The sequence below is a fragment of the Streptomyces sp. NPDC014733 genome (genome assembly GCF_043083385.1).
Taxonomy (GTDB): Bacteria; Actinomycetota; Actinomycetes; order Streptomycetales; family Streptomycetaceae; genus Streptomyces.
Genome location: NZ_JBIBYO010000001.1, coordinates 166,091 through 190,442, shown reverse-complemented (window position 1 = coordinate 190,442; position 24,352 = coordinate 166,091). Strand labels below are relative to the sequence as shown.

Annotated in this window: 24 protein-coding genes; 17 read left to right on the top strand and 7 right to left on the bottom strand. The window is 72.2% G+C overall.

The window, feature by feature from the left end:
* Positions 1 to 39 precede the first annotated feature (39 nt).
* From ACF1BH_RS00785 to ACF1BH_RS00735, 11 genes are all read left to right on the top strand, one after another.
* Entirely contained in the window at positions 40 to 1,368 is a 1,329-nt protein-coding gene (locus ACF1BH_RS00785; protein WP_391640234.1) for an MraY family glycosyltransferase, read from the top strand.
* 301 nt (positions 1,369 to 1,669) lie between these two features.
* Positions 1,670 to 2,107: a hypothetical protein gene (locus tag ACF1BH_RS00780; RefSeq protein ID WP_391640233.1), complete on the top strand. Its 438-nt coding sequence runs from the start codon at positions 1,670 to 1,672 to the stop codon at positions 2,105 to 2,107.
* A 279-nt stretch (positions 2,108 to 2,386) separates the two neighbouring features.
* A complete protein-coding gene (gene atpB, locus ACF1BH_RS00775; protein WP_391640974.1) occupies positions 2,387 to 3,184 on the top strand; it encodes a F0F1 ATP synthase subunit A in 798 nt (265 codons plus the stop codon).
* 76 nt (positions 3,185 to 3,260) lie between these two features.
* Entirely contained in the window at positions 3,261 to 3,503 is a 243-nt protein-coding gene (gene atpE / locus ACF1BH_RS00770) for an ATP synthase F0 subunit C (protein ID WP_030280712.1), read from the top strand.
* A 47-nt stretch (positions 3,504 to 3,550) separates the two neighbouring features.
* Positions 3,551 to 4,114 carry a F0F1 ATP synthase subunit B gene (locus ACF1BH_RS00765; protein WP_391640973.1) on the top strand — a complete coding sequence of 188 codons (564 nt, stop codon included), beginning with the start codon at positions 3,551 to 3,553 and terminating at the stop codon, positions 4,112 to 4,114.
* Entirely contained in the window at positions 4,111 to 4,926 is an 816-nt protein-coding gene (locus ACF1BH_RS00760; protein ID WP_391640232.1) for a F0F1 ATP synthase subunit delta, read from the top strand. The genes ACF1BH_RS00765 and ACF1BH_RS00760 overlap by 4 nt, the downstream gene beginning before the upstream one ends.
* Before the next feature lie 215 nt (positions 4,927 to 5,141).
* Positions 5,142 to 6,734 carry a F0F1 ATP synthase subunit alpha gene (atpA, locus tag ACF1BH_RS00755; RefSeq protein ID WP_391640231.1) on the top strand — a complete coding sequence of 531 codons (1,593 nt, stop codon included), beginning with the start codon at positions 5,142 to 5,144 and terminating at the stop codon, positions 6,732 to 6,734.
* 20 nt (positions 6,735 to 6,754) lie between these two features.
* On the top strand, positions 6,755 to 7,678 hold the full coding sequence (locus ACF1BH_RS00750; protein WP_391640230.1) for a F0F1 ATP synthase subunit gamma: 924 nt from the start codon (positions 6,755 to 6,757) through the stop codon (positions 7,676 to 7,678).
* Positions 7,679 to 7,683: 5 nt separating this feature from the next.
* A complete protein-coding gene (gene atpD / locus ACF1BH_RS00745; RefSeq protein ID WP_391640229.1) occupies positions 7,684 to 9,138 on the top strand; it encodes a F0F1 ATP synthase subunit beta in 1,455 nt (484 codons plus the stop codon).
* A 108-nt stretch (positions 9,139 to 9,246) separates the two neighbouring features.
* A complete protein-coding gene (locus ACF1BH_RS00740) occupies positions 9,247 to 9,630 on the top strand; it encodes a F0F1 ATP synthase subunit epsilon (RefSeq protein ID WP_018087383.1) in 384 nt (127 codons plus the stop codon).
* A gap of 148 nt (positions 9,631 to 9,778) precedes the next feature.
* Positions 9,779 to 10,228 (top strand): DUF2550 domain-containing protein, encoded by a 450-nt coding sequence (locus tag ACF1BH_RS00735; RefSeq protein ID WP_345086176.1) that lies wholly within the window; start codon positions 9,779 to 9,781, stop codon positions 10,226 to 10,228.
* Positions 10,229 to 10,325: 97 nt separating this feature from the next.
* On the opposite strand, the gene ACF1BH_RS00730 is transcribed toward ACF1BH_RS00735, so the two are convergent.
* Both ACF1BH_RS00730 and ACF1BH_RS00725 read right to left on the bottom strand, forming a co-directional pair.
* Positions 10,326 to 11,012, bottom strand: coding sequence for a response regulator (locus ACF1BH_RS00730; protein ID WP_391640228.1), 687 nt, complete (start codon positions 11,010 to 11,012; stop codon positions 10,326 to 10,328).
* Positions 11,009 to 12,313, bottom strand: coding sequence for a sensor histidine kinase (locus ACF1BH_RS00725; RefSeq protein ID WP_391640227.1), 1,305 nt, complete (start codon positions 12,311 to 12,313; stop codon positions 11,009 to 11,011). The genes ACF1BH_RS00730 and ACF1BH_RS00725 overlap by 4 nt, the downstream gene beginning before the upstream one ends.
* A gap of 88 nt (positions 12,314 to 12,401) precedes the next feature.
* Between ACF1BH_RS00725 and ACF1BH_RS00720 the strand changes: the two genes are divergently transcribed.
* Positions 12,402 to 12,974, top strand: a complete 573-nt coding sequence (locus ACF1BH_RS00720) for a hypothetical protein (protein WP_391640226.1) — start codon at positions 12,402 to 12,404, stop codon at positions 12,972 to 12,974.
* 43 nt (positions 12,975 to 13,017) lie between these two features.
* On the opposite strand, the gene ACF1BH_RS00715 is transcribed toward ACF1BH_RS00720, so the two are convergent.
* A complete protein-coding gene (locus tag ACF1BH_RS00715; RefSeq protein ID WP_391640225.1) occupies positions 13,018 to 13,590 on the bottom strand; it encodes a cob(I)yrinic acid a,c-diamide adenosyltransferase in 573 nt (190 codons plus the stop codon).
* A 242-nt stretch (positions 13,591 to 13,832) separates the two neighbouring features.
* Here ACF1BH_RS00715 and ACF1BH_RS00710 point away from each other — a divergent pair, with 242 nt between their 5' ends.
* From ACF1BH_RS00710 to ACF1BH_RS00700, 3 genes are all read left to right on the top strand, one after another.
* Positions 13,833 to 14,681, top strand: coding sequence for a 3-hydroxyacyl-CoA dehydrogenase family protein (locus ACF1BH_RS00710; RefSeq protein ID WP_391640224.1), 849 nt, complete (start codon positions 13,833 to 13,835; stop codon positions 14,679 to 14,681).
* A 362-nt stretch (positions 14,682 to 15,043) separates the two neighbouring features.
* A complete protein-coding gene (locus ACF1BH_RS00705; RefSeq protein ID WP_391640223.1) occupies positions 15,044 to 15,367 on the top strand; it encodes an STAS domain-containing protein in 324 nt (107 codons plus the stop codon).
* Positions 15,368 to 15,671: 304 nt separating this feature from the next.
* A complete protein-coding gene (locus tag ACF1BH_RS00700; protein ID WP_391640222.1) occupies positions 15,672 to 18,116 on the top strand; it encodes an ATP-binding protein in 2,445 nt (814 codons plus the stop codon).
* 124 nt (positions 18,117 to 18,240) lie between these two features.
* On the opposite strand, the gene nucS is transcribed toward ACF1BH_RS00700, so the two are convergent.
* Positions 18,241 to 18,903 (bottom strand): endonuclease NucS, encoded by a 663-nt coding sequence (gene nucS, locus ACF1BH_RS00695; protein ID WP_030280687.1) that lies wholly within the window; start codon positions 18,901 to 18,903, stop codon positions 18,241 to 18,243.
* Positions 18,904 to 19,151: 248 nt separating this feature from the next.
* Between nucS and ACF1BH_RS00690 the strand changes: the two genes are divergently transcribed.
* Positions 19,152 to 19,544, top strand: a complete 393-nt coding sequence (locus tag ACF1BH_RS00690) for an SCO5389 family protein (protein WP_391640221.1) — start codon at positions 19,152 to 19,154, stop codon at positions 19,542 to 19,544.
* A gap of 157 nt (positions 19,545 to 19,701) precedes the next feature.
* Here the strand turns inward: ACF1BH_RS00690 and ACF1BH_RS00685 are convergent, their stop codons facing one another.
* Positions 19,702 to 20,751, bottom strand: coding sequence for an LLM class flavin-dependent oxidoreductase (locus tag ACF1BH_RS00685; protein ID WP_391640220.1), 1,050 nt, complete (start codon positions 20,749 to 20,751; stop codon positions 19,702 to 19,704).
* 189 nt (positions 20,752 to 20,940) lie between these two features.
* On the opposite strand from ACF1BH_RS00685, the gene ACF1BH_RS00680 reads away from it, so the two are divergent.
* On the top strand, positions 20,941 to 21,258 hold the full coding sequence (locus ACF1BH_RS00680) for an ATP/GTP-binding protein (RefSeq protein ID WP_391640219.1): 318 nt from the start codon (positions 20,941 to 20,943) through the stop codon (positions 21,256 to 21,258).
* Positions 21,259 to 21,577: 319 nt separating this feature from the next.
* On the opposite strand, the gene ACF1BH_RS00675 is transcribed toward ACF1BH_RS00680, so the two are convergent.
* Both ACF1BH_RS00675 and ACF1BH_RS00670 read right to left on the bottom strand, forming a co-directional pair.
* Positions 21,578 to 22,555 (bottom strand): ABC transporter permease subunit, encoded by a 978-nt coding sequence (locus ACF1BH_RS00675; RefSeq protein ID WP_391640972.1) that lies wholly within the window; start codon positions 22,553 to 22,555, stop codon positions 21,578 to 21,580.
* A gap of 443 nt (positions 22,556 to 22,998) precedes the next feature.
* Positions 22,999 to 24,243 carry an ABC transporter ATP-binding protein gene (locus ACF1BH_RS00670; protein WP_391640218.1) on the bottom strand — a complete coding sequence of 415 codons (1,245 nt, stop codon included), beginning with the start codon at positions 24,241 to 24,243 and terminating at the stop codon, positions 22,999 to 23,001.
* Positions 24,244 to 24,352: the final 109 nt, after the last annotated feature.

Here is a 24,352-nt window from a genome sequence, read left to right as displayed (position 1 = left end):
GTGGGGCTGTGATGGCCAGCTATATCTGTGGGGCAGCCCGTGCGTGAATACCTGCTGACGCTGTGCGTCACGGCCGCGGTGACCTATCTGCTGACCGGCCCGGTGCGCAAGTTCGCCATCGCGGCCGGGGCGATGCCGGAGATCCGGGCCCGTGACGTCCACCGCGAGCCGACGCCCCGGCTCGGCGGTATCGCGATGTTCGGCGGGTTGTGCGCGGGCCTTCTGGTGGCCTCCCATCTGACCAATCTCAAGAGCGTCTTCGCGGACTCCAACGAACCGCGTGCCCTGCTCTCCGGCGCCGCGCTGATCTGGCTGCTGGGCGTCCTGGACGACAAGTGGGGCGTGGACGCGCTGGTCAAGCTCGGCGGCCAGATGGTCGCCGCGGGCGTGATGGTCCTCCAGGGTCTGACGATCCTCTACATCCCGATCCCCGGCGTCGGCACGTACCTGCCGTCGCCGACACAGGGCACGCTGCTGACCGTCGCCCTCGTCGTCATCACCATCAACGCGGTGAACTTCGTCGACGGTCTCGACGGCCTCGCCTCCGGCATGGTGTGCATCGCCGCCGCGGCGTTCTTCATGTACGCGTACCGGATGTGGTTCGGCTACGGCATCGAGGCGGCGGCGCCCGCGACGCTGTTCTCGGTGGTGCTGATGGGCATGTGCCTGGGCTTCCTGCCGCACAACATGCACCCCGCGCGGATCTTCATGGGCGACTCCGGGTCGATGCTGATCGGCCTGGTGATGGCGGCCGGCGCGGTGTCGGTGACCGGCCAGGTCGACCCGGACCTGCTCAGCCTGAAGACCGGCGGTATCCGCGAGGCGACGCACTCGATGGTGCCGGTCTACATCCCGCTGCTGCTGCCGCTGACCGTCATCGCGGTGCCGGTGGCCGACCTGATCCTGGCGATCGTCCGGCGTACCTGGAACGGCCAGTCGCCGTTCGCCGCGGACCGCGGTCACCTCCACCACCGGCTGCTGGAAATCGGTCATTCCCACAGCCGCGCTGTCCTGATCATGTACTTCTGGTCGGCGCTGATCGCGTTCGGCGCGGTCGCCTACTCGGTCAACAACGCGAGCATGTGGATCGTCCTGGGCATCGTGCTGCTGAGCGCGGTCGGGCTGGTGCTGCTCCTGCTGCCGCGCTTCACCCCGCGGGCGCCGATGTGGGCGCAGCGCATCGTGCCGCCGCGCTACCGCAGGGTCGTCCGCACCGAGCCCGCCGAGACCGCGGAGGAGTCCGCGGCGGGCGTACGGGAGGAGCGGGACGAGGCGCGGGAGGCGGTCGCCGCGGGGCTGCACGGCGCCACCGCGATCGGCGAGCGGTCACGTTTCGTGGACCGGCGTCGGGCGGACAGTCACCACTGAAACCCGTGTGCGACGTCACGGACGTCCGTCAACTGCATCGCTAAATCGGGTGACTTGCCGCTATAGCAGACAAAGTGCCGCCTGTCGCTGCACCAACGCGCAGGGTCACGCTCACGTGTGACAGGCGGCACACCATAGAGGTAAAGACCTCATCAAATAGTTTGTGATACCGTTCACGAGACTCGGCGACAGAGTCGAAGGTCCGCACAGTGCCGGGCCTTTGGGCTCAGCAGGTTCTTCCGCCGACCGGGTCTACGCTCGTCCCTGACGACACACCCCCACCCCTTGCCGGAGCGCCGCCATGCAGTCGAATGACGCCCGACTTCTCGTTCATGCCCTTGTGCCCACGCTCGTCGCCGGCGTTGTCGCCGTCGCGGTCAGCGCTGCGCTCGCGGGTGGCGCGGGGGCTGTCGGTGCCGTGATCGGCACCCTGCTGGTGGTGCTCGTCATGGGTGCGGGACTCGTCGTCCTGCAGCAGACCGCGAAGAAGCTCCCGGATCTCTTCCAGATGATGGGCCTTCTGCTCTATTCCGTGCAGATCCTGGCGGTCGCGGTCTTCCTGCTGGCTTTCAAGGACACAACTCTCTTTGATACGAAGGCATTTGCCTTCACGCTGCTCGGCGCCACCCTCGTGTGGATCGCTGCACAGACCCGCGGTCACATGAAGGCGAAGATTCTCTACGTGGACCCTGACTCCGCAGAGGCGAAGAAGGCGGAGACGGCGGGGTCGCCGACGTGACACGTAGGGCCGGAATAAAAGCCCGATCGCGGGCCTGCTATCGTCCGGTGCCAACTACGGCACAGTCGGCGCAGGCGGCTGAGCACCCGAGTTCCACGAGCTGGAGCCGGTGGGCCTTGTGGCCGATGCCTGCGATCCGACCCGGCTCAGCGCCGAGACGCCGCCCCCTAATCCGCAAGACCAGTCCAGTGCCGCTCCGTGGCTCAATGCCGCGCCGACACAACGAGGTTGCCGTACCCATGCGCCACGCTGAAGGAGCCCGCGGTGAGTGCTGAAACGATGCTCGCCTTCGACACGGAGTGCCACCTCTTCATCCCGGGGTGTGGCTTCGAGGCCCCGGGCCTTCATTCGTTCGTCTTCGATCCGCTCTTCACCATCGGCGGCTTCAACTTCAACAAGCCGATGCTGCTGGCTCTGCTGAGCACGGTCGTCGTGGTGTGGTTCTTCTGGGCCGCCTTCGGTCGCGCCAAGGTCGTGCCGGGCAAGCTCCAGATGGTCGCTGAGGCGGGCTACGACTTCGTGCGCCGCGGGCTCGTGTACGACGCGCTCGGCAAGAAGGAGGGCGAGAAGTACGTCCCCTTCATGGTCGCGCTGTTCTTCTTCGTGTGGATCATGAACCTCTGGTCGATCATTCCGGTCGCCCAGTTCCCGGTGACGTCGATCATCGCCTTCCCCGCGGGTCTGGCCCTTCTGGTCTGGCTCCTGTGGGTGGGTCTGACCTTCAAGAAGCACGGCTTCGTCGGCGCCTTCAAGAACTTCTCCGGCTACGACAAGTCGCTCGGCTGGGTTCTCCCGCTGCTGATGATCATCGAGCTGCTCTCGAACCTGATCATCCGGCCCTTCACCCACGCGGTGCGACTCTTCGCGAACATGTTCGCGGGCCACATGCTGATCGTGATGTTCACCGTCGCCAGCTTCTACCTGGCGAACGGCGTCGGCTTCGTCTACGCGGGCGCCTCCTTCGTGATGACGATCGTGATGACCGCCTTCGAGCTGTTCATCCAGGCCGTCCAGGCGTACGTCTTCGTCCTCCTGGCCTGCAACTACGTGCAGGGCGCGCTCGCCGAGCACCACTGAGCACCCCGCCTCCCTCAACCCACAGACGTCCGGTGGCCAACCCCCACCGGTACTTGAAAGAGAAGGAAGAACCGGCATGTCCGCTCTCCAGACCCTCGCCTCCGCAGACGCGTTCACCGGCAGCGCCAGCGCGATCGGTTACGGCCTGGCCGCCATCGGCCCCGGCGTCGGCGTCGGCATCATCTTCGGTAACGGCACCCAGGCCCTGGCCCGTCAGCCCGAGGCCGCCGGCCTGATCCGCACCAACCAGATCATGGGTTTCGCCTTCTGTGAGGCGCTCGCCCTCATCGGCATCGTCATGGGCTTCGTCTTCAAGTAAATCGAAGCCCCATCGACGACCCTTAGACGGAAGGCATTGACGTGACCCTGGTCAGCCTGGCGAGTGAGGTCGAGGTTCCCGAGAACCCGCTCATCCCGCCGATCCCAGAGCTTGTCATCGGCCTGATCGCCTTCTTCATCGTCTTCGGTTTCCTCGCCAAGAAGCTCCTCCCGAACATCAACAAGGTTCTGGACGAGCGCCGCGAGAGCATCGAAGGCGGCATGGAGAAGGCCGAGGCCCTTCAGGCCGAGGCCCAGCAGGTCCTGGAGGACTACCGGGCCCAGCTCGCCGACGCCCGCCACGAGGCCGCGCGCCTGCGCCAGGAGGCGCAGGAGCAGGGCGCGACGCTCATCGCCGAGATGCGCGCCGAGGGCCAGCGGCAGCGTGAGGAAATCATCGCTGCCGGTCACGCCCAGATCGAGGCCGACCGCAAGCAGGCTGCGCAGTCCCTGCGCCAGGACGTGGGCAAGCTCGCCACCGACCTGGCCGGCAAGCTCGTCGGCGAGTCCCTGGAGGACCACGCCCGACAGAGCCGGACCATCGACCGCTTCCTCGACGAGCTCGAGGCCAAGGCGGCGTCGGACACGACGAAGGCTGAGGCCGGCCGATGAACGGAGCGAGCCGCGAGGCACTCGCCTCCGCACGCGAGCAGCTCGACGCACAGACGGACAACGCGTCCGTCGACGCGGCGAAGCTCGCCGAGGAGCTGGCTGCCGTCACCGCTCTGCTCGACCGCGAGGTCTCGCTGCGTCGGGTCCTGACCGACCCGGCGCAGTCCGGCGAGGCGCGGGCCGAGCTGGCCGACCGGCTGCTCGGCACCAAGATCGGCGGCCCGGCCGCCGCCCTGGTGTCCGGCATGGTCCGGTCCCGCTGGTCGCGTTCGCGCGACCTCGCCGACGCGATGGAGGAGCTGTCCTACAGCGCCGACCTCGCCGCGGCACAGCGGTCCGGCCGGCTCGACGACGTCGAGGACGAACTGTTCCGGTTCGGCCGGATCCTCACGTCCAACGGCGACCTGCGCCGCGCGCTGACCGATCGCAACGCCTCGGTCGCCGCCAAGACCGAGCTGGTGACCACGCTGCTGGGCGGCCGGGCCAACCCGGTGACCGCACGCATCGTGGGCCGGCTCGTGGCACAGCCGCGAGGCCGTAGCCTGGAAGCAGGGCTCGACGCCCTCTCCAAGCTGGCCGCGCACCGGCGCGACCGCATGGTCGCGGTGGTCACCACGGCGGTGCCGATGGACGAAGCACAGCGCACGCGTCTTGCCGCCGCGCTGGCGAACGTCTACGGACGGCAGATCCACCTGAACCTCGACGTGGACCCCGAGGTCCTCGGCGGTGTGCAGGTCCGGATCGGCGACGAGGTCATCAACGGGAGCATCGCGGACCGCCTCGACGAGGCGGCACGGCGGATGGCCGGCTGACCCAGCCACCAACTCAAGAGCTGCACCACCGGCGGCAGGGCGCCGGCACCGACGGGCCGGACCGAGAGGTCCGGCCGCGGCCGGGAGCCCGCGCCGGGAGACAGCACAAGCACGACGGCGGCCCGAGTTGGGCCGTAGGCGGAAACCCCCTGGGGACGTAACCCCCAGACCCCCGCAAGTAACTTCGGGCCCAACAAGGAGAGCAGGGAACCCAGATGGCGGAGCTCACGATCCGGCCGGAGGAGATCCGGGACGCGCTGGAGAACTTCGTCCAGGCGTACAAGCCGGACGCGGCCTCGCGCGAGGAGGTCGGCACGGTCAGCGAGGCCGGTGACGGCATCGCGAAGGTCGAGGGCCTTCCCTCGGCGATGGCGAACGAACTGCTGAAGTTCGAGGACGGCACCCTCGGCCTCGCGCTCAACCTCGAAGAGCGCGAAATCGGTGCCGTCGTCCTCGGCGAGTTCAACGGGATCGAGGAGGGCCAGCCGGTGCAGCGCACCGGTGAGGTGCTCTCGGTCGCCGTGGGCGAGGGCTACCTCGGCCGCGTCGTCGACCCGCTGGGCAACCCGATCGACGGCCTCGGCGAGATCGAGTCCGAGGGCCGCCGCGCCCTGGAGCTGCAGGCTCCGGGCGTCATGGTCCGTAAGTCGGTCCACGAGCCGATGCAGACCGGCTACAAGGCCGTCGACTCGATGGTCCCGATCGGCCGTGGCCAGCGTCAGCTGATCATCGGCGACCGCCAGACCGGCAAGACCGCGCTGGCCGTCGACACGATCATCAACCAGCGCGACAACTGGCGCTCGGGCGACCCGAAGAAGCAGGTCCGCTGCATCTACGTCGCCATCGGCCAGAAGGGCTCCACCATCGCGTCCGTGCGCGGTGCGCTGGAGGAGGCCGGCGCCCTGGAGTACACCACCATCGTCGCCGCCCCGGCGTCCGACCCGGCGGGCTTCAAGTACCTGGCGCCCTACACCGGCTCGGCCATCGGCCAGCACTGGATGTACCAGGGCAAGCACGTCCTGATCATCTTCGACGACCTCTCGAAGCAGGCCGACGCCTACCGCGCCGTCTCCCTGCTGCTGCGCCGCCCGCCGGGCCGTGAGGCGTACCCGGGCGACGTCTTCTACCTGCACTCGCGTCTGCTGGAGCGCTGCGCGAAGCTCTCCGACGAGCTGGGTGCCGGTTCGATGACGGGCCTCCCGATCGTCGAGACCAAGGCGAACGACGTGTCGGCGTTCATCCCGACCAACGTCATCTCCATCACCGACGGCCAGTGCTTCCTGGAGTCCGACCTGTTCAACGCGGGCCAGCGCCCGGCGCTGAACGTCGGTATCTCCGTCTCCCGTGTCGGTGGCTCCGCCCAGCACAAGGCCATGAAGCAGGTCTCCGGCCGCCTCCGTGTGGACCTCGCCCAGTACCGCGAGCTGGAGGCGTTCGCCGCCTTCGGTTCCGACCTGGACGCCGCCTCCAAGGCCCAGCTGGAGCGCGGTAAGCGCATGACCGAGCTGCTCAAGCAGGGTCAGTACGCCCCGTACCCCGTCGAGGACCAGGTCGTCTCCATCTGGGCCGGCACCACCGGCAAGATGGACGACGTCCCCGTCGAGGACATCCGCCGCTTCGAGCGGGAGCTCCTGGACTACCTGGGCCGGGAGAAGAAGGACCTGCTGGTCAGCATCGTCGAGGGCGGCAAGATGTCCGACGACACCATCCAGGCGCTCACCGATTCCGTCGCCGCCTTCAAGCAGCAGTTCGAGACCTCGGACGGCAAGCTTCTCGGTGAGGACGCTCCGGTCAGCACCGCCAAGTGACGACGGAAGGGACCTGATCCATGGGAGCCTCGCTCCGGGTCTACAAGCGTCGCATCCGCTCCGTCACCGCGACCAAGAAGATCACCAAGGCGATGGAGATGATCGCCGCCTCGCGCGTCGTCAAGGCGCAGCGTCAGGTGGCGGCATCGACGCCGTACGCGAGTGAACTGACCCGCGCGGTGACGGCGGTTGCCACCGGCTCGAACACCCAGCACCCGCTCACGACCGAGGCGGAGCGGCCGGCCCGCGCCGCGCTGCTGCTCATCACGAGCGACCGCGGTCTGGCCGGCGGCTACTCCTCCAACGTCATCAAGGCGGCGGAGCAGCTCACCGAGCGGCTCCGGGCCGAGGGCAAGGAGGTCGACGCCTACATCGTCGGGCGCAAGGGCGTGTCGTACTACGCCTTCCGCGAGCGGACGGTGCAGGAGTCGTGGACCGGCTTCACCGACAGCCCGACGTACGCCGACGCGAAGGCGGTCGCCGCGCCGCTGATCGCCGCCGTGCAGAAGGACACCGCCGACGGTGGTGTGGACGAACTCCACATCGTCTTCACGGAGTTCGTGTCGATGATGACGCAGACGGCGCTCGACGACCGGCTGCTGCCGCTCAGCCTCGGCACCGCCGCGGGCGAGCAGGAGGAGCCGGCGAAGGGCGGGGAGATCCTCCCCCTCTTCGAGTTCGAGCCCTCGGCGGAGGACGTCCTCGACGCCCTGCTGCCGCGGTACGTCGAGTCGCGGATCTACAACGCGCTGCTCCAGGCCGCCGCCTCGAAGCACGCCGCCACGCGACGCGCGATGAAGTCGGCCACCGACAACGCCGAAGAGCTCATCAAGTCGCTCTCGCGGCTTGCCAACGCGGCCCGCCAGGCCGAAATCACCCAGGAAATCAGCGAGATCGTCGGTGGCGCGAGCGCCCTGGCCGACGCGACCGCGGGGAGTGACTGACAACTATGACCACCACTGTTGAGCCGACCGCCGCGTCGGGCGTGGCCGCAGGCCGCGTCTCGCGGGTCATCGGCCCGGTCGTCGACGTGGAGTTCCCCGTCGACGCGATGCCGGACATCTACAACGCGCTGCACGTCGACGTCGAGGACCCTGCCGAGCAGGGCGCGACCAAGACCCTGACCCTCGAGGTCGCCCAGCACCTGGGTGACGGCCTCGTCCGGGCGATCTCGATGCAGCCCACCGACGGTCTGGTCCGCCAGGCTCCGGTGACCGACACCGGCACGGGCATCACCGTGCCCGTCGGTGACATCACCAAGGGCAAGGTCTTCAACACCCTCGGCGAGATCCTGAACAAGCCCGAGGCGGCCGCCCAGGTCACCGAGCGCTGGCCGATCCACCGCAAGGCGCCCTCGTTCGACCAGCTCGAGTCCAAGACCGAGATGTTCGAGACCGGCGTCAAGGTCATCGACCTGCTGACCCCGTACGTCAAGGGCGGCAAGATCGGTCTGTTCGGTGGTGCCGGTGTCGGCAAGACCGTTCTGATCCAGGAAATGATCTACCGCGTGGCCAACAACCACGACGGTGTGTCGGTGTTCGCCGGTGTCGGTGAGCGCACCCGTGAGGGCAACGACCTCATCGAGGAGATGACGGACTCCGGCGTCATCGACAAGACCGCGCTGGTCTTCGGCCAGATGGACGAGCCCCCGGGCACCCGTCTGCGCGTCGCCCTGGCCGGTCTGACGATGGCGGAGTACTTCCGTGACGTCCAGAAGCAGGACGTCCTCTTCTTCATCGACAACATCTTCCGGTACACCCAGGCGGGTTCCGAGGTCTCCACGCTGCTCGGCCGTATGCCGTCCGCGGTGGGTTACCAGCCGAACCTGGCGGACGAGATGGGCCTCCTGCAGGAGCGCATCACCTCGACCCGTGGTCACTCGATCACCTCGATGCAGGCGATCTACGTCCCCGCGGACGACCTGACCGACCCGGCGCCGGCGACCACCTTCGCCCACCTGGACGCGACGACCGTTCTGTCCCGTCCGATCTCGGAGAAGGGCATCTACCCGGCGGTCGACCCGCTGGACTCGACGTCCCGCATCCTGGACCCGCGCTACATCGCGCAGGACCACTACGACTGCGCGATGCGCGTCAAGACGATCCTGCAGAAGTACAAGGACCTCCAGGACATCATCGCGATTCTGGGTATCGACGAGCTCGGTGAGGAAGACAAGCTCACCGTCTACCGCGCCCGTCGTATCGAGCGGTTCCTCTCGCAGAACACCCACGTCGCGAAGCAGTTCACCGGCGTCGACGGTTCGGACGTCTCGCTCGACGAGTCGATCCACGCCTTCAACGCCATCGCGGACGGCGAGTACGACCACTTCCCCGAGCAGGCCTTCTTCATGTGCGGTGGCATCGAGGACCTGGAGCGGAACGCCAAGGAGCTGGGCGTCTCCTGACCCCGGCCTCGGCACCGGGGGCGGCCCTGGCCGCCCCCGGACCGTACGACCACTAGTATTTGACCCAACATCTGCCGGACCCGGCAGGTGGAGACCCGAGGAGCCATCGTGGCTGAGCTGCACGTCGAGTTGGTCGCAGCGGACCGGCAGGTCTGGTCCGGTGAGGCCAGCCTGGTCGTCGCGCGCACCTCGTCGGGCGACATCGGCGTCATGCCCGGACACCAGCCGCTGCTCGGCGTGCTGCAGTCGGGCCCGGTGACGATCCGTACGACCGGCGAGAGCGGGGACGGTACTGTCGTCGCCGCGGTGCACGGCGGCTTCATCTCGTTCGCCGACAACAAGCTGTCTCTGCTCGCGGAGATCGCCGAGCTGTCGGACGAGATCGATGTCCAGCGCGCGGAGCGGGCACTGGAGCGAGCGAAGTCGGACGCTGACGCGGCCGCCGAGCGTCGCGCCGATGTCCGGCTGCGCGCGGTGACGGGCGTTCACTGAGCCCCGTCACCGACGAGATCGATCCTCAGCCGCGGGCTGCCCGGAGACTTCCGGAGCGGCCCGCGGCTGAGGCAATGCAGGTGCGTTTCCCTCCCTCGCGCCCGACCCGGCGCGGGGATCCCCCACAGAGGCGAGGAGGTCGGTCGAGATGGTCCTCGCTCTGCTCGTGAGCGGCGCGGTCGTGGTGCTGGTGCTGCTGGGGCTGTTCGTCTTCGGGTTGCGGCGGCGGCTCATCCAGCGCTCCGGCGGCACCTTCGACTGCAGCCTGCGCTGGGACGTACCGGAGGACGAACGCGAGCCCAGCGGCAAGGGCTGGATCTACGGCGTCGCCCGCTACAACGGTGACCGCGTCGAGTGGTTCCGGGTCTTCTCCTACGCACCGCGGCCCCGCCGCATCCTGGAGCGCTCCGCCATCGAGGTCGTCGAGCGCCGCACCCCGCAGGGTGAGGAGGAGCTGGCGCTGCTCTCCGACTCCGTCGTGCTCGTCTGCCGCCACAGCGGCACCCGCCTGGAACTGGCGATGAGCGAGGACGCCCTCACCGGCTTCCTGGCATGGCTGGAGGCGGCACCTCCGGGCCAGCGGGTCAATGTGGCCTGAAGAACTGAAGAACTGAAGAAGGGGCCCCGCTGGCAGGGGGTGCCCCCGGACGGAGTCCGGGAGGGCCAATGTGGCCTGAGAGAGCGCCTCTGTAGGTCTACTGCGGCGGCTCCACGCCCAGTTCCTGGGCCAGGACGGCCGCCTGTACCCGGCTGCGCAGTCCCAGCTTGGCCAGCAGGCGGCTGACGTGCGTCTTCACGGTCGCCTCGGCCATCTTCAGCCGGACCGCGGCCTCGGCGTTCGACAGGCCGCGGCCCAGGACGCCCAGCACCTCCCGCTCCCGCCGGGTCAGCGTCTCCAGCACCGCCGGATCGGGCGCGGGCTCCGTACGCCCCCGGGACGGGGAGGCCCCGGCGAACTCCGCGATCAGCCGGCGGGTGACCGCCGGTGCGACGATGCCGTCCCCGGCGGCCACCGTGTGCACCGCGGCCAGCAGCGCCGTCGCGTCCATGTCCTTGAGCAGGAAACCCGCGGCCCCGGCGCGCAGCGCGCCGAAGACGTACGCGTCCAGGTCGAAGGTGGTCAGCACCAGGACGTCCGCCAGCCCTTCCGCGACGATGCACCGGGTGGCGGAGACGCCGTCGAGCCGCGGCATCTGGACGTCCATGAGGACGAGGTCGGGGCGGAGCTCGCGGGCGAGGCGGACCGCCTCCTCGCCGTCCGCCGCCTCTCCGGCGACCTCGATGCCGGGGTCGGAGCGGAGGATGAGGACGAGCCCGGCGCGGACGGCGGACTGGTCCTCGGCGACGACGACGCGCAGCGGGCGCGGGGGAGTGCCGGTCATGGCGGGGATGCCTCCTCGGTGGCGGGAAGGGTGGCCCGTACGCGCCATACGGGGCCGTCGGGGCCGTCCGCCGGGCCCGCGTCGCAGTCGCCGCCGAGCAGCGCGGCGCGCTCACGCATTCCGGTCAGTCCGGCGCCGGAGCCCGGTACCCGCGCGGCGCCCGGCCCGCGGCGGGCACCGTACGGGCTGGTCACAACGGTGGTGAGCGGGCCGCCCGGCGGCCGGTCGAGGCGGACGGTGACCTCGCCGGGCGCGGCGTGCTTGAGGGCGTTGGTCACGGATTCCTGGACGATGCGGTAGGCGGCCAGCTCCACGGGGGCGGGGAGGCGGGCGCCCCCGCTGTTCTCCCGGCGGGCGTCGTCCAGACGGAAGGCCAGTCCGTCGCCCGCCCCGGCCGCGCGGGCCCGGGCGAGGAGGGCCGGGAGGCCGTCGAGGGTGGGGACGGCGGCGGGTTCGCCGTCCGCCTCGGCGCCGCCGGAGGCGCGCAGCAGCCCGATGAGGCGGCGCATCTCGGCCAGACCCTGCACGCTGTTCTCGCGGATGACGCCGAGCGCCTCCCGGGTCGCGGCCGGGTCGTCGAGGGTCTGCGCGGCGGTGGTGTGCAGCGCGATGGCCGACAGATGTCCGGCGACGACGTCGTGCAGCTCCCGGGCCATCCGCGCGCGCTCCGCGGTGACCGCCTGCGCCCGGTCCATCCCGGCGAGCAGCGCGGTCTGCTCGGCCCGCAGCCGGGCCGCCTGGGCCGCGTCCCGGTGGTGGCGGACGATCAGGCCCGTCGAGGCGGGGGTGAGGGTGAGCAGCCCGACGAAGACGCCGACGAAGAGCGCCTCCGGGTCGCGGGCCACGGCGAGCGCGATCAGTGTGCCGAGGACGGTCGCCAGCGCGGTGGCCGGCGGGATGCGGCGGGCCGCGCGGGGCCCGCCGTGGAGGACCGCCGCGTAGACGAGGTCGGTGAACATCACGACGGTGGCGATGAGCGTGCCGGCGCAGGTGTCCAGGGCGAGGGCGGCGGTGGCGAGCGCCAGGCCGGTCAGCGGTGCGGTACGGCGCAGCAGTTCGGCCCCGGCGGCGACGGCCAGCGCGACCAGGGACAGCCCCGGCGGCACCCAGGTGACCAGCGCCGTCCCGCGCAGACCCAGTACCCACAGGAGCGCCCCGCCGAGCAGCCCGGCGGCCGCGATGAGGAAGTCGTCGCGGTGCGGTCGGGCGGGGCGGGGAAGTGGCGGCACCCGTCCATCCAACACGGCCCGGGCGCCGTCCGCCTCCACGTGACGGCGGTCGTCGCGGAGCGGCCGGTACATCGAAAGATGCAGCCGGAATCGTCGGCTGCGACGACGCCCCGGGCCGGGTGGCCGCGGCAGCCTGGAGGGGTCCCGGAGGAGGAACACCATGGTCGTCACGTTGATCGTCGCCTGCGAGGTCGGTTTCTGGGTGCTGCTCGCGGCCGGTCTGACGCTGCGGTACGGGTGCCGGATGCCGCGTACCGGCGCAGCCGTACTGCTGCTGGAGCCGCTGCTGGAGCTGGCGTTGCTGATCGTCACCGCGATCGATCTGCGGGGCGGCGCCACGGCGGACTGGAAGCACGGCCTGGCCGCCGTCTACATCGGCTACACCGTCGCCTACGGCCACTACACGATCCGCTGGGCCGACGGCCATGTCGCGCACCGCTTCGGCGGCGCCCCGCGGCCCCCGAAACCGCCCCGCCACGGGATGGCCCGCGCCCGCCACGAGGGGAAGCTGTGGCTGCGGACGGTCGCGATGGGTGCGGTCGCGGCCGGGCTGCTGCAGCTGGCCGTCTGGTACGTCGGTGACGGCGACACCGCGACGCTGCGGGGCTGGCAGCTCACCATGGTCCGGCTGGTCGCCATCCACGGCGTGATCGCCCTGTCGTACCTGCTCTGGCCGAAGAAGGCACCGGCGGGGGAGCCGGAGGCGGCGCGGCCCCCGAAGGTGCTGCGCTGAGCGTGGTCCGGGCCGCTGCGGGGGCGGCCCGGGCCACGGGCGGCTACCGCTCGCCGCCCGGCACCCACAGCACGTCCCCGACCTCCTTGTTGGCCGTACGGGCCAGGATGAACAGCAGGTCGGAGAGGCGGTTGAGGTAGGTGGCGGTGAGCGGGTTCATGGTCTCGCCGTGCTCCTCGAACGCCGCCCACGTCGCACGCTCGGCGCGGCGGACGATCGTGCACGCCTGGTGGAGCAGGGCGGCGCCGGGCGTGCCGCCCGGGAGGATGAAGCTGCGCAGCTTCTCCAACTGCTCCAGGAAGCGGTCGCAGTCCGCCTCCAGCTTGTCGATGTAGCTCTGCTCGACGCGCAACGGCGGGTACTTCGGGTCCTCGACGACCGGCGTGGACAGGTCGGCGCCGACGTCGAAGAGGTCGTTCTGCACGCGCAGCAGCACCGCCCGGACCTCCTCGGGCAGCGAGCCGAGGGCCAGCGCCACGCCGAGCGCCGCGTTGGCCTCGTTGGTGTCCGCGTAGGCGGCGATCCGGCGGTCGGTCTTGGCGGTGCGGCTCATGTCGCCCAGGGCGGTGGTGCCCTTGTCGCCGGTGCGGGTGTAGATACGCGTCAGATTCACCATGGCACGAGCGTACGCGGCGGCCCGCCGGCGGACCGGGGCGCCGGGAGCGGTGCCCGAACTGCGCCGCGCACGGGGCGCGCTGACGGCCTTCCGGGTGACGCCGGACCCGGACGGGCGGGCCGCCGGGCGCAGTTGCGGCGGGGGCGGGCGTGACGCGTGTCTCTTACCTACCAAACGATCGCTCAGTACGGATAACGTCACCCTGACCGATTCTGGAACACACAGGGTGTGAGGGGACAGCAGTGGCAAAGAAGCTCGCCGTCATCGGTGCCGGACTCATGGGATCCGGTATTGCGCAGGTCTCCGCCCAGGCGGGGTGGGACGTGGTGCTCCGCGATGTGACGGACGGGGCGCTGGCCCGCGGCAAGGGCGGTATCGAGGCGTCGTACGCGAAGTTCGTCGCCAAGGGGAAGCTGGACGCGGACGCCGCGGAGCAGGCGCTGGCCCGGATCACCACCACGACCGATCTGGACGCGGTCGGCGACGCGGATGTCGTCGTCGAGGCGGTCTTCGAGAAGATCGAGGTCAAGCGGGAGATCTTCCAGGCGCTCGACAAGCTCGCCAAGGACGACGCGGTCCTCGCCTCCAACACCTCCGCGATCCCGATCACGAAGATCGCCGCGGCCACCTCCTGCCCGGAGCGGGTCGTCGGTACGCACTTCTTCTCGCCGGTGCCGATGATGCAGCTGTGCGAGCTGGTGCGCGGCTACAAGACCAGTGACGAAACCCTCGCCGCCGCCCGCGAGTTCGCCGAGTCCGTCGGCAAGACCTGCATCGTCGTCAACCGCGACGTCGCCGGTTTCGTCACCACCCGGCTGATCTCCGCGCTGGTCGTCGAGGCGGCCAAGCTCTACGAGTCGGGCGTGGCGAGCGCCGAGGACATCGACCTGGCGTGCAAGCTGGGGTTCGGTCACGCGATGGGCCCGCTGGCCACCGCCGACCTCACCGGCGTCGACATCCTGCTGCACGCCACCGACAACATCTACGCGGAGTCGCAGGACGAGAAGTTCGCGCCGCCGGAGATCATGCGGCGGATGGTCGACGCCGGCGACATCGGCCGGAAGAGCGGCCACGGGTTCTACGCGCACTGATCGGCGGCGCGGCCTGGCATCCTGGAAGGCTCAGGAGGGGGTCTGTCCAGGGATGCTGACGTGATGTCAGATCGCGGGCGGCGAAGTCGTCACCCCGTCGGGTGAATTCGGTATCGGTTCGCTCACGGGCGGCAACTTCGCCGCCGGAGTGGCAGTCAGTCCGGTAGACCTCCGGAGGATGTCCCGTTGTCCCTGGTGGGACGGCATACGGCGGCAGACGCGGTGCCCCGCGCGGCGGACGGGCGTCCGGGCACCGGTTGTCCGGAAGTCCGGCACGGCGGCGCGGCGCCCTGGCCGCCCTCCGCCCGCCGGGGACGACGGGACGGCCTCCAGCACGGCACAACACCATTCGGGGAGCGCATATGCACATCAAGGGCGACTACGCCGAGCTGGTCGTCGAGGGCCGCCTCGACGTCCGCAGCGCGGCGGACGCCCGTACGGCCCTGCACCACGCCGTCGACTCCGGATGCGGCGATCTCGTGCTGGATCTGACCGAGCTGGACTCCTGGGACGCCACGGGGCTCGGCGTGATCATGGGGGCGCACCGGCGGGCGGGCCGGGTCAACCGCCGCCTCGTGCTGCGCGGGGTGCCGCACCGGATGCAGCGCCTGCTGGTCGCCACCCGCCTGCACCGCATCCTCGCCATCGAGGGCGGGATCGCGGCGGAGACGCTGCCCCGGGTCTGAGTCCCGGCGGGCCCGGAACGCCGCGCCGCGGGCCGTTCCGGGCCGTCCGCGTCCCCGGGGCCCGCGGTCATACCGTCGGAACGGGTCGTTCCGGACATGTCAGGGCCCCGGCGGCGGGCCCGTACCATCCCGGGGCTAGGGTCACCTCCGCGTCCGCGGAACCCGCGGCGGCCGAGCCCGGCCCCGCCCGCACCGCGCGACCGGGGGACAGGCCGGACCACACGACCACGGCGCGCACCCGGCCCACGAGGCCGGGCCGCGCGGCCGGGCGGAGCGAACAGAAGGGCATCTGGGGGCTGTGACCATGGACCCGAACACCCGGCGGGGACCCGACGAGAGCGGCATCCCGGCGGACGGCGACGCACCCGGCGCACCGGCCTTCGGCGGGATGCGGACCGGCCCCGAGGAGCCCGTCCGCACCGTCCGTCTCGTCGCCGGACGCTACCTCGTCACCGTCAACCCCCTCGACGGCAGCGAGATGGAACCCTGCCCGCCCGGGGAACGGCCCGGTGAGCCCGCGCGGCTGACCGAGGAGGAGCGCACCGAGGCCGCCCGCGCCGCCGCGCCCCCGGTGCCGCCCGGCGCGCCCGTCCACGCCTCCCGCACCGCCACGCTGGAGGAGCGCGGCGAGGAGACCGAGCGGCTGGTGCGGCTGCTGACCCGCGGCCGCTCGGTACGGCTCACCGGCCCCTCCGGCGCCGGCCGCACCCGCCTCCTCGACGCCGTCGCCACCGCCTGCGCCGGGGTCGCCCCCGACGGCGTCGTCCGCCTCTCCGGCTACCACCGCACCCCCACCGACCTGCTGTACGAGCTGCTCGCCGCGGTCCACCGCACGCCGCAGTACCGGCCCGACCGCGACGAGCTGTCGCGGCTGCTCGCCGGGATCGGCGCGATCGTCGTCCTCGACGACCTGGAGTTCGGCGGCCGGGCCCTGGACGAACTGCTCGACGCCACCCCCGAGTGCGCCTTCCTCTTCTCCGCCACCCCCGACGTCGCGGCGCCCAGCCCCGGCTGCCCCGTCGAGGAGATCCGCCTCGGCGGTATCGGCCGCGGCGCGAGCCTGCGGCTCCTGGAGCGCGCCGTGCAGCGGCCGTTGACCGACGAGGAGGTGGCCTGGGCCGCCGAGCTGTGGGCGGAGTCCGAGGGGCTGCCGCTGCGCTTCGTGCAGGCGGCGGCGCTGCTGCGGCTGCGCGACCGGCCCGGCGGCGCCCCCGTCGACGGCCCCGGCCTCTTCGCCCCCGTCTCCGCGGGCGTCCCCGGTCAACCGCACGCCCCGCTGCCTTCCGCCGCCGACACCGCGGCGCCCGCGCCGGTCATCGCCGGACGGCTGGGGCCGGCCGCCCAGGAGACGCTGCGGTTCGCCGTGGCGCTCGGCGGCGAACTCCCGCACCAGGCCCATCTGCCGGCCCTCACCCAGGACACCCACGCCGACGCCGCCCTCGGCGACCTCCTCGGCTGCGGGCTGATCACCCCGGCGGGCGGCCACTACCGGCTCGCCGCCACCGTCCGGGAGCAGCTGACCGCCGCCGGCTACGCCGACGGCGCGACCGCCCGGGCGCACACCGCGGCCCAGCACTACGCCTGGTGGGCCGGGCACCCCTCGGTCACCCCCGAGCGCGCCGCGGCCGAGGCGGACGCCGTGCTCGCCGCGATGGCCGCGCTCACCGCGGGCCGGGATGGCGGCCACGCCAGCGCCGCCGTGCTGCTGGCCCGCACCGCCGCCCCGGCGTTCGCCGCCGGGCTGCACTGGAGCGCCTGGGAGCGCGGGCTGCGCCACGGCCAGGAGGCCGCCCGGCTGGCCGGTGAGGTCGCCGAGGAGGCGTATTTCCACCACGAGTTGGGGGTGCTGGCGCTCTGCGGCGACAGCCTCGACCGGGCCCGCGCCGAGCTGGAGGCCTCCATCGGGCTGCGCGGGGTCCTCTCCGACCGCAGCGGCGCGGTGGCCGGCCGCCGCGCCCTCGCCCTCGTCGCCGACCGGGAGCGGCTGAGCGCCGAAGGCACCGGCACCCCGCCGCCGCCCGCGCCCGGCGCCGCCGTACCGCCCGTTCCGCCCGCGGCGGCGGTGGCGTCCACCGGGCCGCGCCACGCCGCGCCCGGCCCGAAGACGCCGGTGGCCGGAGTGCCGGTCGTCACCTCCCGCGCCGGGCACGCCGCGAAGAAGGCCGACGAGACCGCCGTCCAGCCGGCCCTGGCCGCCCGGAAGTCCGCCACCACCCGCCGCAATCTCACCGCGGCGGGCGCGGGTGTGCTGCTCGCCGCGGTGCTCGGCACCGTCGTCACGCTCGGCGCGACCTCCGGCGGCGACGACAGCCGTCCCGGTGGCCGCACCACCCTGGAGCAGCCCGCCGAGCCGGACGAGGAGCCGGCGACGCCCGCGGACACCTGGTCGCCCGAGGCCCCGCCGCCCGCCACCACCGCCTCGGCCACGCCGTCGCAGGAGGAGAGCGCGTCCCCGTCGACGGAGGCGCCCACCACCGACGCGCCCACCGGCTCCCCGACGCCGACGGACCCGTCGACCGCCCCGACCCGGCCCACCGGCCGCCCCACCGAGCCGACGAGCCGTCCGACGCGCCCCACGCACCGGCCGACCGAGCCGACGCCCACCGAGGACCCGACGGACGAGCCGACGACCCCGGACCCGACCGACCCCACGGGCAAACCGACCGACCAGAGCCCGTCCGCCTCCGGCCCGCAGACCCACAGCTCGGCCGCCCGCACGGCCACCGTCTCGGGCAGCCCGACGGCCTGACGGCGGCCGCGCCCCGGCCCGTACGGGCGCCGGGAACGCGACGGCCCGGTACGTGTCCGGCCATCCCTCACAGGGGCGGACGGACACGTACCGGGCCGTCGTCGTACGGGACCGGGCCGGCCGGTCAGAAGAGGCGGAGCTTGTCGTCCTCGATGCCGCGCAGACCGTCGTAGTCGAGCACCACGCAGCCGATCTTGCGGTCGGTGGCCAGCACCCGCGCCTGCGGCTTGATCTCCTGGGCGGCGAAGATGCCCTTCACCGGCGCCAGGTGCGGGTCGCGGTTGAGGAGTTCGAGATAGCGGGTGAGCTGCTCCACGCCGTCGATCTCGCCGCGCCGTTTGATCTCCACGGCCACGGTCTGACCGTCGGCGTCCCGGCACAGGATGTCCACCGGGCCGATGGCGGTGGGGTATTCGCGCCGAATCAGCGAATAGCCCTCGCCGAGGGTTTCGATGCGGTCGGCGAGCAGTTCCTGGAGGTGCGCCTCGACGCCGTCCTTGATGAGACCGGGATCGACGCCCAGTTCGTGCGAGGAGTCGTGGAGGACTTCCTCCAGGGTGATGATGAGCTTCTCGCCGCCCTTGTTCTCCACCGTCCACACCTGACCGTCGCCCTCCTTGAGGGTGCACGGCGGCGACATCCAGTTGAGGGGTTTGTAGGCACGGTCGTCCGCGTGGATGGAGACCGAACCGTCCGCCTTCACCAGGATGAGGCGGGGGGCGGAGGGCAGATGGGCGGTGAGCCGGCCCGCGTAGTCCACGGAGCAGCGGGCGATGACGAGACGCATGGGGCGTCACGCTACTCGAATGGGGGCCGCCCGCGCGATTCGCCCCGGAGGCGCGGGCCTTTCCGGGGGAAACCCCCGCACCTCCGGCAGCGGTCCTTGGCTGGTTGTCTGTGCAATCTTCTGGTGCCCGGCTCTTGCGCGGCCTACCGTTGATGCGGGGGGTCGTGAGGCGAACACGCTCCGTCGCGATGCCCCATGTCCCGTCCCTTAGGCCCCCCGTCCCGGCGGGGCCGCGAGAGGAGAACCTCATGTCGCTCGACGTCTCACCGGCCCTCCTCGAACAGGCCGAGCGAGGCGAGGTCGACGAAGCCGCCTTTGTCGACTGCGTCCGGACCTCCCTGCCCTACGCATGGGGAATGATCAGCTCGCTGGTGGATCGGCTGCAGACGGACGGCGGGGAGTTCGCCGACAATCTGACGCCGCCGCCGGACGAGCAGGCGCGCGGTCAGTTGCTGCGTGCGCTGGCGAGCGATGCGATCCGCGGGTCGCTGGAACGTCACTTCGGTGTGCGTCTCGCCTTCCAGAACTGCCATCGCGTCGCGGTTTTCCCCCTCGATCCGGCGGTCGACGACCGCCTGGCCCGCTTCACGTCCATCCGCGGCCAGTTGCTGAACCAGTCCCCGGTACTGCGCGACTGCTGACCGGAGCCGCTGCCGCCGCGCACCCCTTCCGCCGCGCCTTTCCGGCGCCTTGCACGGGTGCGCGCGGCAGCGGCACCGGCCGGCCGTACGGACGCACCGCGCGGCCCCGTACGCCGGCAGCGGTGTACGGCCGGGCCGGTCACCTCAACTGCGGTGCTCACCTCAACTGCGATGCGACGTATTCACCGAGGCGGCGGACGTTCTCCTCGGTGGCCGCCAGATCGCCCGAACCCTCGACGAGCAGCGCATGAGCGGTGATGCCCGTACGCTCCGCCGTCGCCGCCAGCTTGTCCGCGCACTGCTGCGGAGTCCCGACGGGATGCAGCGCGCACAGCTTCTCGGTGTACGCGAGCGGGTCCCGCATGGTGCGGGTGCGGCCGTCGACGGTGACATGCGCGCCCAGCCCCTGGCGCAGCCAGCCGGGCATCGCCTTCGTCAGCGTCTCGACCGCGTCCCGCCGGTCGTCGGCGATCTGCACCACCCCGGCCGAGACATGGCGGGCGGCCGCGATCTCGTCGCCGTCCCGCCCGGCCGCCCGCGCCGCGGTCCGCCACAACGCCACCATCTCGGCCTTCTCCTCGTCCGTGGAGTGCATGCCCAGCAGCATCGGCAGCCCGCGCGCGGCCGCCAGCCGCACCGACGCGGGGGAGGTGCACGCCACCAGCACCCCGGGGCCCGGCAGCTCCGCGTCCGGATCGTCCGGCGGCGCCAGCGCCTGCGCGGGCCGCGGCACCACCGCCACCTCCCGGAACGCGTACCGCTCGCCCGCCGCGCCCACCCGCGGCTCGCGCAGCCAGCGCAGCAGCAGGTCGAGCGATTCCGGGAAGCCCCGCTCGTACGCGGCGAGACCGGCGCCGAAGACCTCCAGATCGACCCAGGGCCCGCCGCGGCCGACGCCGAGGGTGAAGCGGCCGCCGGAGGTGAGGTGCAGCAGCGCCGCCTGCTCACCCAGCGCCACCGGGTGCTGGGTCGGCAGCACGCTGACCGCGGTGCCGACGCCGATCCGCTCCGTCCGGCCCAGCAGCAGGGCGGCGAGCGTCACCGCCGACGGGCAGACGCCGTACGGCACGAAGTGGTGCTCCGCCAGCCATACGTCATCGAGCCCCGCCCGCTCCGCGACCTCCGCGCAGCGGACCGCTCTGTGCAGCGCTTCCCCCTGTCCCTGGCCCGGGAATTGAGCGGCCAGGACGAAAGCCCCCACGCGCATCGCTCTCTGCCTCCTCGCAGCCGACGCGGCTCCCCCACGCAGGAAACAACGATCTGACACGTGCCGAAGGCACGGTCCGGCGCCGGGATTTGCCGATGATCACAGGAGCGCACCGGGCCCGCCGCGCCCACCCGAACGGCGCGTACGCTGGTGACGGCCCGTGACCCCGCAGATCTCCCGAGGTGCCCTGTGTCTCCGCGTCGAAACCGCCAGCGTGGCGGTGCGAAGCCCGTCGAACGCGCAGAGGGGGACCGCTACGGCCTGGAACAGACCGCCGAGTGGCGCGGTGAGGAGTGGGTCGTCCGCCACGTCGGCGGGGGCGGCGCCGCCAAGCACTACCGCTGCCCCGGCTGCGACCAGGAGATCCCGCCGGGCGTCCCGCACGTCGTCGCCTGGCCGCGGCTCGGCGACGTCGACGACCGCCGCCACTGGCACAAGGCGTGCTGGAACGCGCGCGACCGCCGCAGCGCCCGCCTCCAGCGGTCGCGGAACGCGCCGCGGTACTAGAAGGGGGTGTCCTCCGGCGTCGCCTCCCGCAGCCGCCACAGCCACCCCAGCGGGGTGAGGCGCAGACGGCGGGCGACCGACCGGAGGCGTGGTTGGCGGCGGTGGTGAGCGGTCGAGGCCGTGGATCGCCTCGACCTCCAGGGCCAGCAGCCGTGCCTCGTCGCGGATCACGCCCGCGCGAGGGTAGCGGCGCGGCCGTCGGACGGCACCGGGTTCTCCGCCGGCCCGGCCGGTGCCCGGGAACGGCGCAGGGCGTGCCCGCCGGTCCCGCGCCGCGGCGGAACGGGCGGGCACGCCCTGGTGTGCTTCCGGGGACGGATTACACGTCGCGCCGGGACTGGGTGACGAAGGCGGCGCCCAGGACGACCGCGGTGACACCCATCAGGATCCAGAGGGGCTCCCAGCCCTGCGGGCCGTTCTCGGTGCCGAGGAACGGGTTGCCGTACAGCGACGCCAGCGAGTTGGGCACCGAGTACTCGATCAGGGCCTTGCTCACCGACTTCAGGCTCTCCGAGCCGAGCATGAAGACCGCCAGCAGCATCGGCAGCAGCACCAGCCCGAGCATGGCGCTGATGGCGCCCGCGGAGTGCCGCAGCAGCGAACCGACGGCGAGCGCCAGCAGACCGAGCACCGAGACGTACAGACCGGCGCCGACGGTGACCCGGAGCCATTCGCCGGACGTCGGGTCCGGGCCGCTGACCATGCCGTTGGTGAGCACGGCGACGAGCGTGGTGGTGATCGTCGTGATGACGAAGGCCAGCGCGGTGAAGACGATCGCCTTGGCGCCGAGCACCCGGGCGCGGCTGGGGCAGGCGGTCATCGTCGTACGGATCATGCCGGTGCCGTACTCGGACGAGATCACCAGGACGCCCAGCGGGATGATGCAGAGCGTGCCGAGCAGGACGCCGAAGAACGCCATGCCGAGCTTGGGGTCGACGAAGCGCTGGGTGCCCAGGGCGAGGGCGGTCAGCGTGCCGATGCCGAAGATCAGGACGAAGAGCGCGCCCAGCGTCCAGAGCGTGGAGCGGACCGAACGGATCTTGGTCCACTCGGAGGCGAGCGCGTGCCCGAGGTGGGTGGAGCGCACCGGGATCGGCGAGGTGTACCCGGTGGGAGCGCCCTGGGGCGCACCGGGGAACGGCTGCCCCTGCGGGGGGAGCCCCGGGCCGGGCTGCGCCGGGGCGGGCGGCTGCGGAACGCCCGCCTGCGGGACCTGCGCGGGGGCCACCGGCTGACCGGCGGGCGCCGGGGCACCGGGCTGCGCCACGCCGGGCTGGGCGGCCGGGGCCTTGAGCATCATCGTGCCCGGCTCCTTGGCCAGGCTGCCGCCGGCCGCCAGCGGCTGCGGCGGCGGACCGTCGCCCTGGTGCGCGGGGAGCGGCTGGGCCTGGAGCATCATCGTCCCGCCCTCACGCGCGGGCGGCTGCGGCACCGCGCCGAGCACGACGGTGCCGTGCTCCCGGGCGGGCTGCTGCCCTTCGGGAGCGGCGGGCTGCCCCTGGGGCGCGGCGGGCTGCCCTTGGTGCGCGGCGGGCGCGGACGGCGCCTCCGGACCGGGCTGCGCCGCGGCCGCGCCCTGCGGGGCGGCCGGGGCCTGCGGCGGGGCGGCGGGCGGCTGCCCCGGGGCCACGGGCGGCTGGGCCGGAGCGGCGGGCGGCTGCTGGCCCTGGTCCGCGGGCCGGCCCTGCGCCGCGGCGTCGTCGTTCGGGCCGCGCTCGGGCTGCGGCTGCTGAGGGCTGGTCATCGGGCTTCCTCGTGGTGCGGCGCGGACATGTCGGCGGGGGCGGCCGGCGGCATCGGGGCCGCGGGCGGCTGCGGTGCGTACGGGTTCGGCTGCGCGCCGGGCATCGGGCCCTGCGGCGCCGGAGCGCCCTGGGCGGGCGGCGGGTAGCCCTGGCCCGGTGCGGCCTGCGGCGCGTACGGGCCCTGGGGGGCGTACGGGTTCGGCTGCGCGCCGGGCATCGCGCCCTGCGGCGCCGGTCCGCCCTGGGCGGGCGGGAAGCCGTGCGGGGCGGCGAACTGCTGCGGGTGCCCGGTGGGCGCCTGCTGGAGTCCGGCGCGCGCGTCGGAGGTCGAGCGGTAGTCCACCGCGCCCTGGGTCAGGCGCATGTACGCCTCCTCCAGAGACGCCTGGTGCGGCGACAGCTCCCAGAGGCGGACGCCCGCCTCGTGGGCGAGATCGCTGATCCGGGGGAGCGGCAGGCCGGACACCCGCAGCGCGCCGTCCTGCTCCGGCGCGATCTGCGCACCGGCCTCACCGAGCGCCGCGGTCAGCTTCTCGCGCTGCTCCGGCTCGGTGTCCGGCGTACGGACCCGGGCGAAGTCGGCCGAGTTGGCCGAGATGAAGTCCTTGACCGGCATGTCCGCCATCAGCTGGCCCCGGCCGATCACGATCAGATGCTCGGCGGTCAGCGCCATCTCGCTCATCAGGTGCGAGGAGACGAAGACCGTACGGCCCTCCGCGGCCAGCTGCTTCATCAGGTTGCGCACCCACAGGATGCCCTCCGGGTCCAGGCCGTTGACCGGCTCGTCGAAGAGGAGCACCTGCGGATCGCCCAGCAGCGCCGCGGCGATGCCCAGCCGCTGCCCCATACCGAGCGAGAACCCCTTGGAGCGGCGCCCCGCGACGTCCTGGAGCCCGACCACGCCGAGCACCTCGTCGACCCGGCGCGCCGGAATGCCCGACAGCTGCGCCAGCGACAGCAGATGCGCCCGCGCGCTGCGCCCGCCGTGCACCGCCTTGGCGTCGAGCAGCGCGCCCACCTGCCGTGGGGCGTTGGGGAGCTGACGGAAGGGACGGCCGCCGATGGTGGCGTGGCCCGACGTCGGGGTGTCCAGTCCCAGGATCATGCGCATCGTCGTGGACTTGCCGGAACCGTTCGGTCCCAGGAAGCCCGTGACGGTCCCCGGCCGCACCTGGAACGACAGGTTGTGCACGGCCGTCTTGGCGCCGTAGCGCTTCGTCAGGCCGACTGCCTCGATCATTCTCCGCCCCTCGCGAGATGGTCGGGGCAGAGGCGCCCTCGTGCCCCCGTGAGGATTAGGAGGCTATCTGTCCCTTGACGGTTCTCGCCAAAACGGGGCGCGGGCCGCC

Excerpts from the sequence above, each read along its gene's own strand:
- ACF1BH_RS00780 (WP_391640233.1), top strand. The coding sequence starts at position 1,670 with ATGCAGTCGAATGACGCCCGACTTCTCGTTCATGCCCTTGTGCCCACG.
- atpB (WP_391640974.1), top strand. The coding sequence starts at position 2,387 with ATGCTCGCCTTCGACACGGAGTGCCACCTCTTCATCCCGGGGTGTGGC.
- atpE (WP_030280712.1), top strand. The coding sequence starts at position 3,261 with ATGTCCGCTCTCCAGACCCTCGCCTCCGCAGACGCGTTCACCGGCAGC.
- ACF1BH_RS00760 (WP_391640232.1), top strand. The coding sequence starts at position 4,111 with ATGAACGGAGCGAGCCGCGAGGCACTCGCCTCCGCACGCGAGCAGCTC.
- atpA (WP_391640231.1), top strand. The coding sequence starts at position 5,142 with ATGGCGGAGCTCACGATCCGGCCGGAGGAGATCCGGGACGCGCTGGAG.
- ACF1BH_RS00750 (WP_391640230.1), top strand. The coding sequence starts at position 6,755 with ATGGGAGCCTCGCTCCGGGTCTACAAGCGTCGCATCCGCTCCGTCACC.
- atpD (WP_391640229.1), top strand. The coding sequence starts at position 7,684 with ATGACCACCACTGTTGAGCCGACCGCCGCGTCGGGCGTGGCCGCAGGC.
- ACF1BH_RS00735 (WP_345086176.1), top strand. The coding sequence starts at position 9,779 with ATGGTCCTCGCTCTGCTCGTGAGCGGCGCGGTCGTGGTGCTGGTGCTG.
- ACF1BH_RS00730 (WP_391640228.1), bottom strand. The coding sequence starts at position 11,012 with ATGACCGGCACTCCCCCGCGCCCGCTGCGCGTCGTCGTCGCCGAGGAC.
- ACF1BH_RS00725 (WP_391640227.1), bottom strand. The coding sequence starts at position 12,313 with ATGTACCGGCCGCTCCGCGACGACCGCCGTCACGTGGAGGCGGACGGC.
- ACF1BH_RS00720 (WP_391640226.1), top strand. The coding sequence starts at position 12,402 with ATGGTCGTCACGTTGATCGTCGCCTGCGAGGTCGGTTTCTGGGTGCTG.
- ACF1BH_RS00715 (WP_391640225.1), bottom strand. The coding sequence starts at position 13,590 with ATGGTGAATCTGACGCGTATCTACACCCGCACCGGCGACAAGGGCACC.
- ACF1BH_RS00705 (WP_391640223.1), top strand. The coding sequence starts at position 15,044 with ATGCACATCAAGGGCGACTACGCCGAGCTGGTCGTCGAGGGCCGCCTC.
- ACF1BH_RS00700 (WP_391640222.1), top strand. The coding sequence starts at position 15,672 with ATGGACCCGAACACCCGGCGGGGACCCGACGAGAGCGGCATCCCGGCG.
- nucS (WP_030280687.1), bottom strand. The coding sequence starts at position 18,903 with ATGCGTCTCGTCATCGCCCGCTGCTCCGTGGACTACGCGGGCCGGCTC.
- ACF1BH_RS00690 (WP_391640221.1), top strand. The coding sequence starts at position 19,152 with ATGTCGCTCGACGTCTCACCGGCCCTCCTCGAACAGGCCGAGCGAGGC.
- ACF1BH_RS00685 (WP_391640220.1), bottom strand. The coding sequence starts at position 20,751 with ATGCGCGTGGGGGCTTTCGTCCTGGCCGCTCAATTCCCGGGCCAGGGA.
- ACF1BH_RS00675 (WP_391640972.1), bottom strand. The coding sequence starts at position 22,555 with ATGCTCAAGGCCCCGGCCGCCCAGCCCGGCGTGGCGCAGCCCGGTGCC.
- ACF1BH_RS00670 (WP_391640218.1), bottom strand. The coding sequence starts at position 24,243 with ATGATCGAGGCAGTCGGCCTGACGAAGCGCTACGGCGCCAAGACGGCC.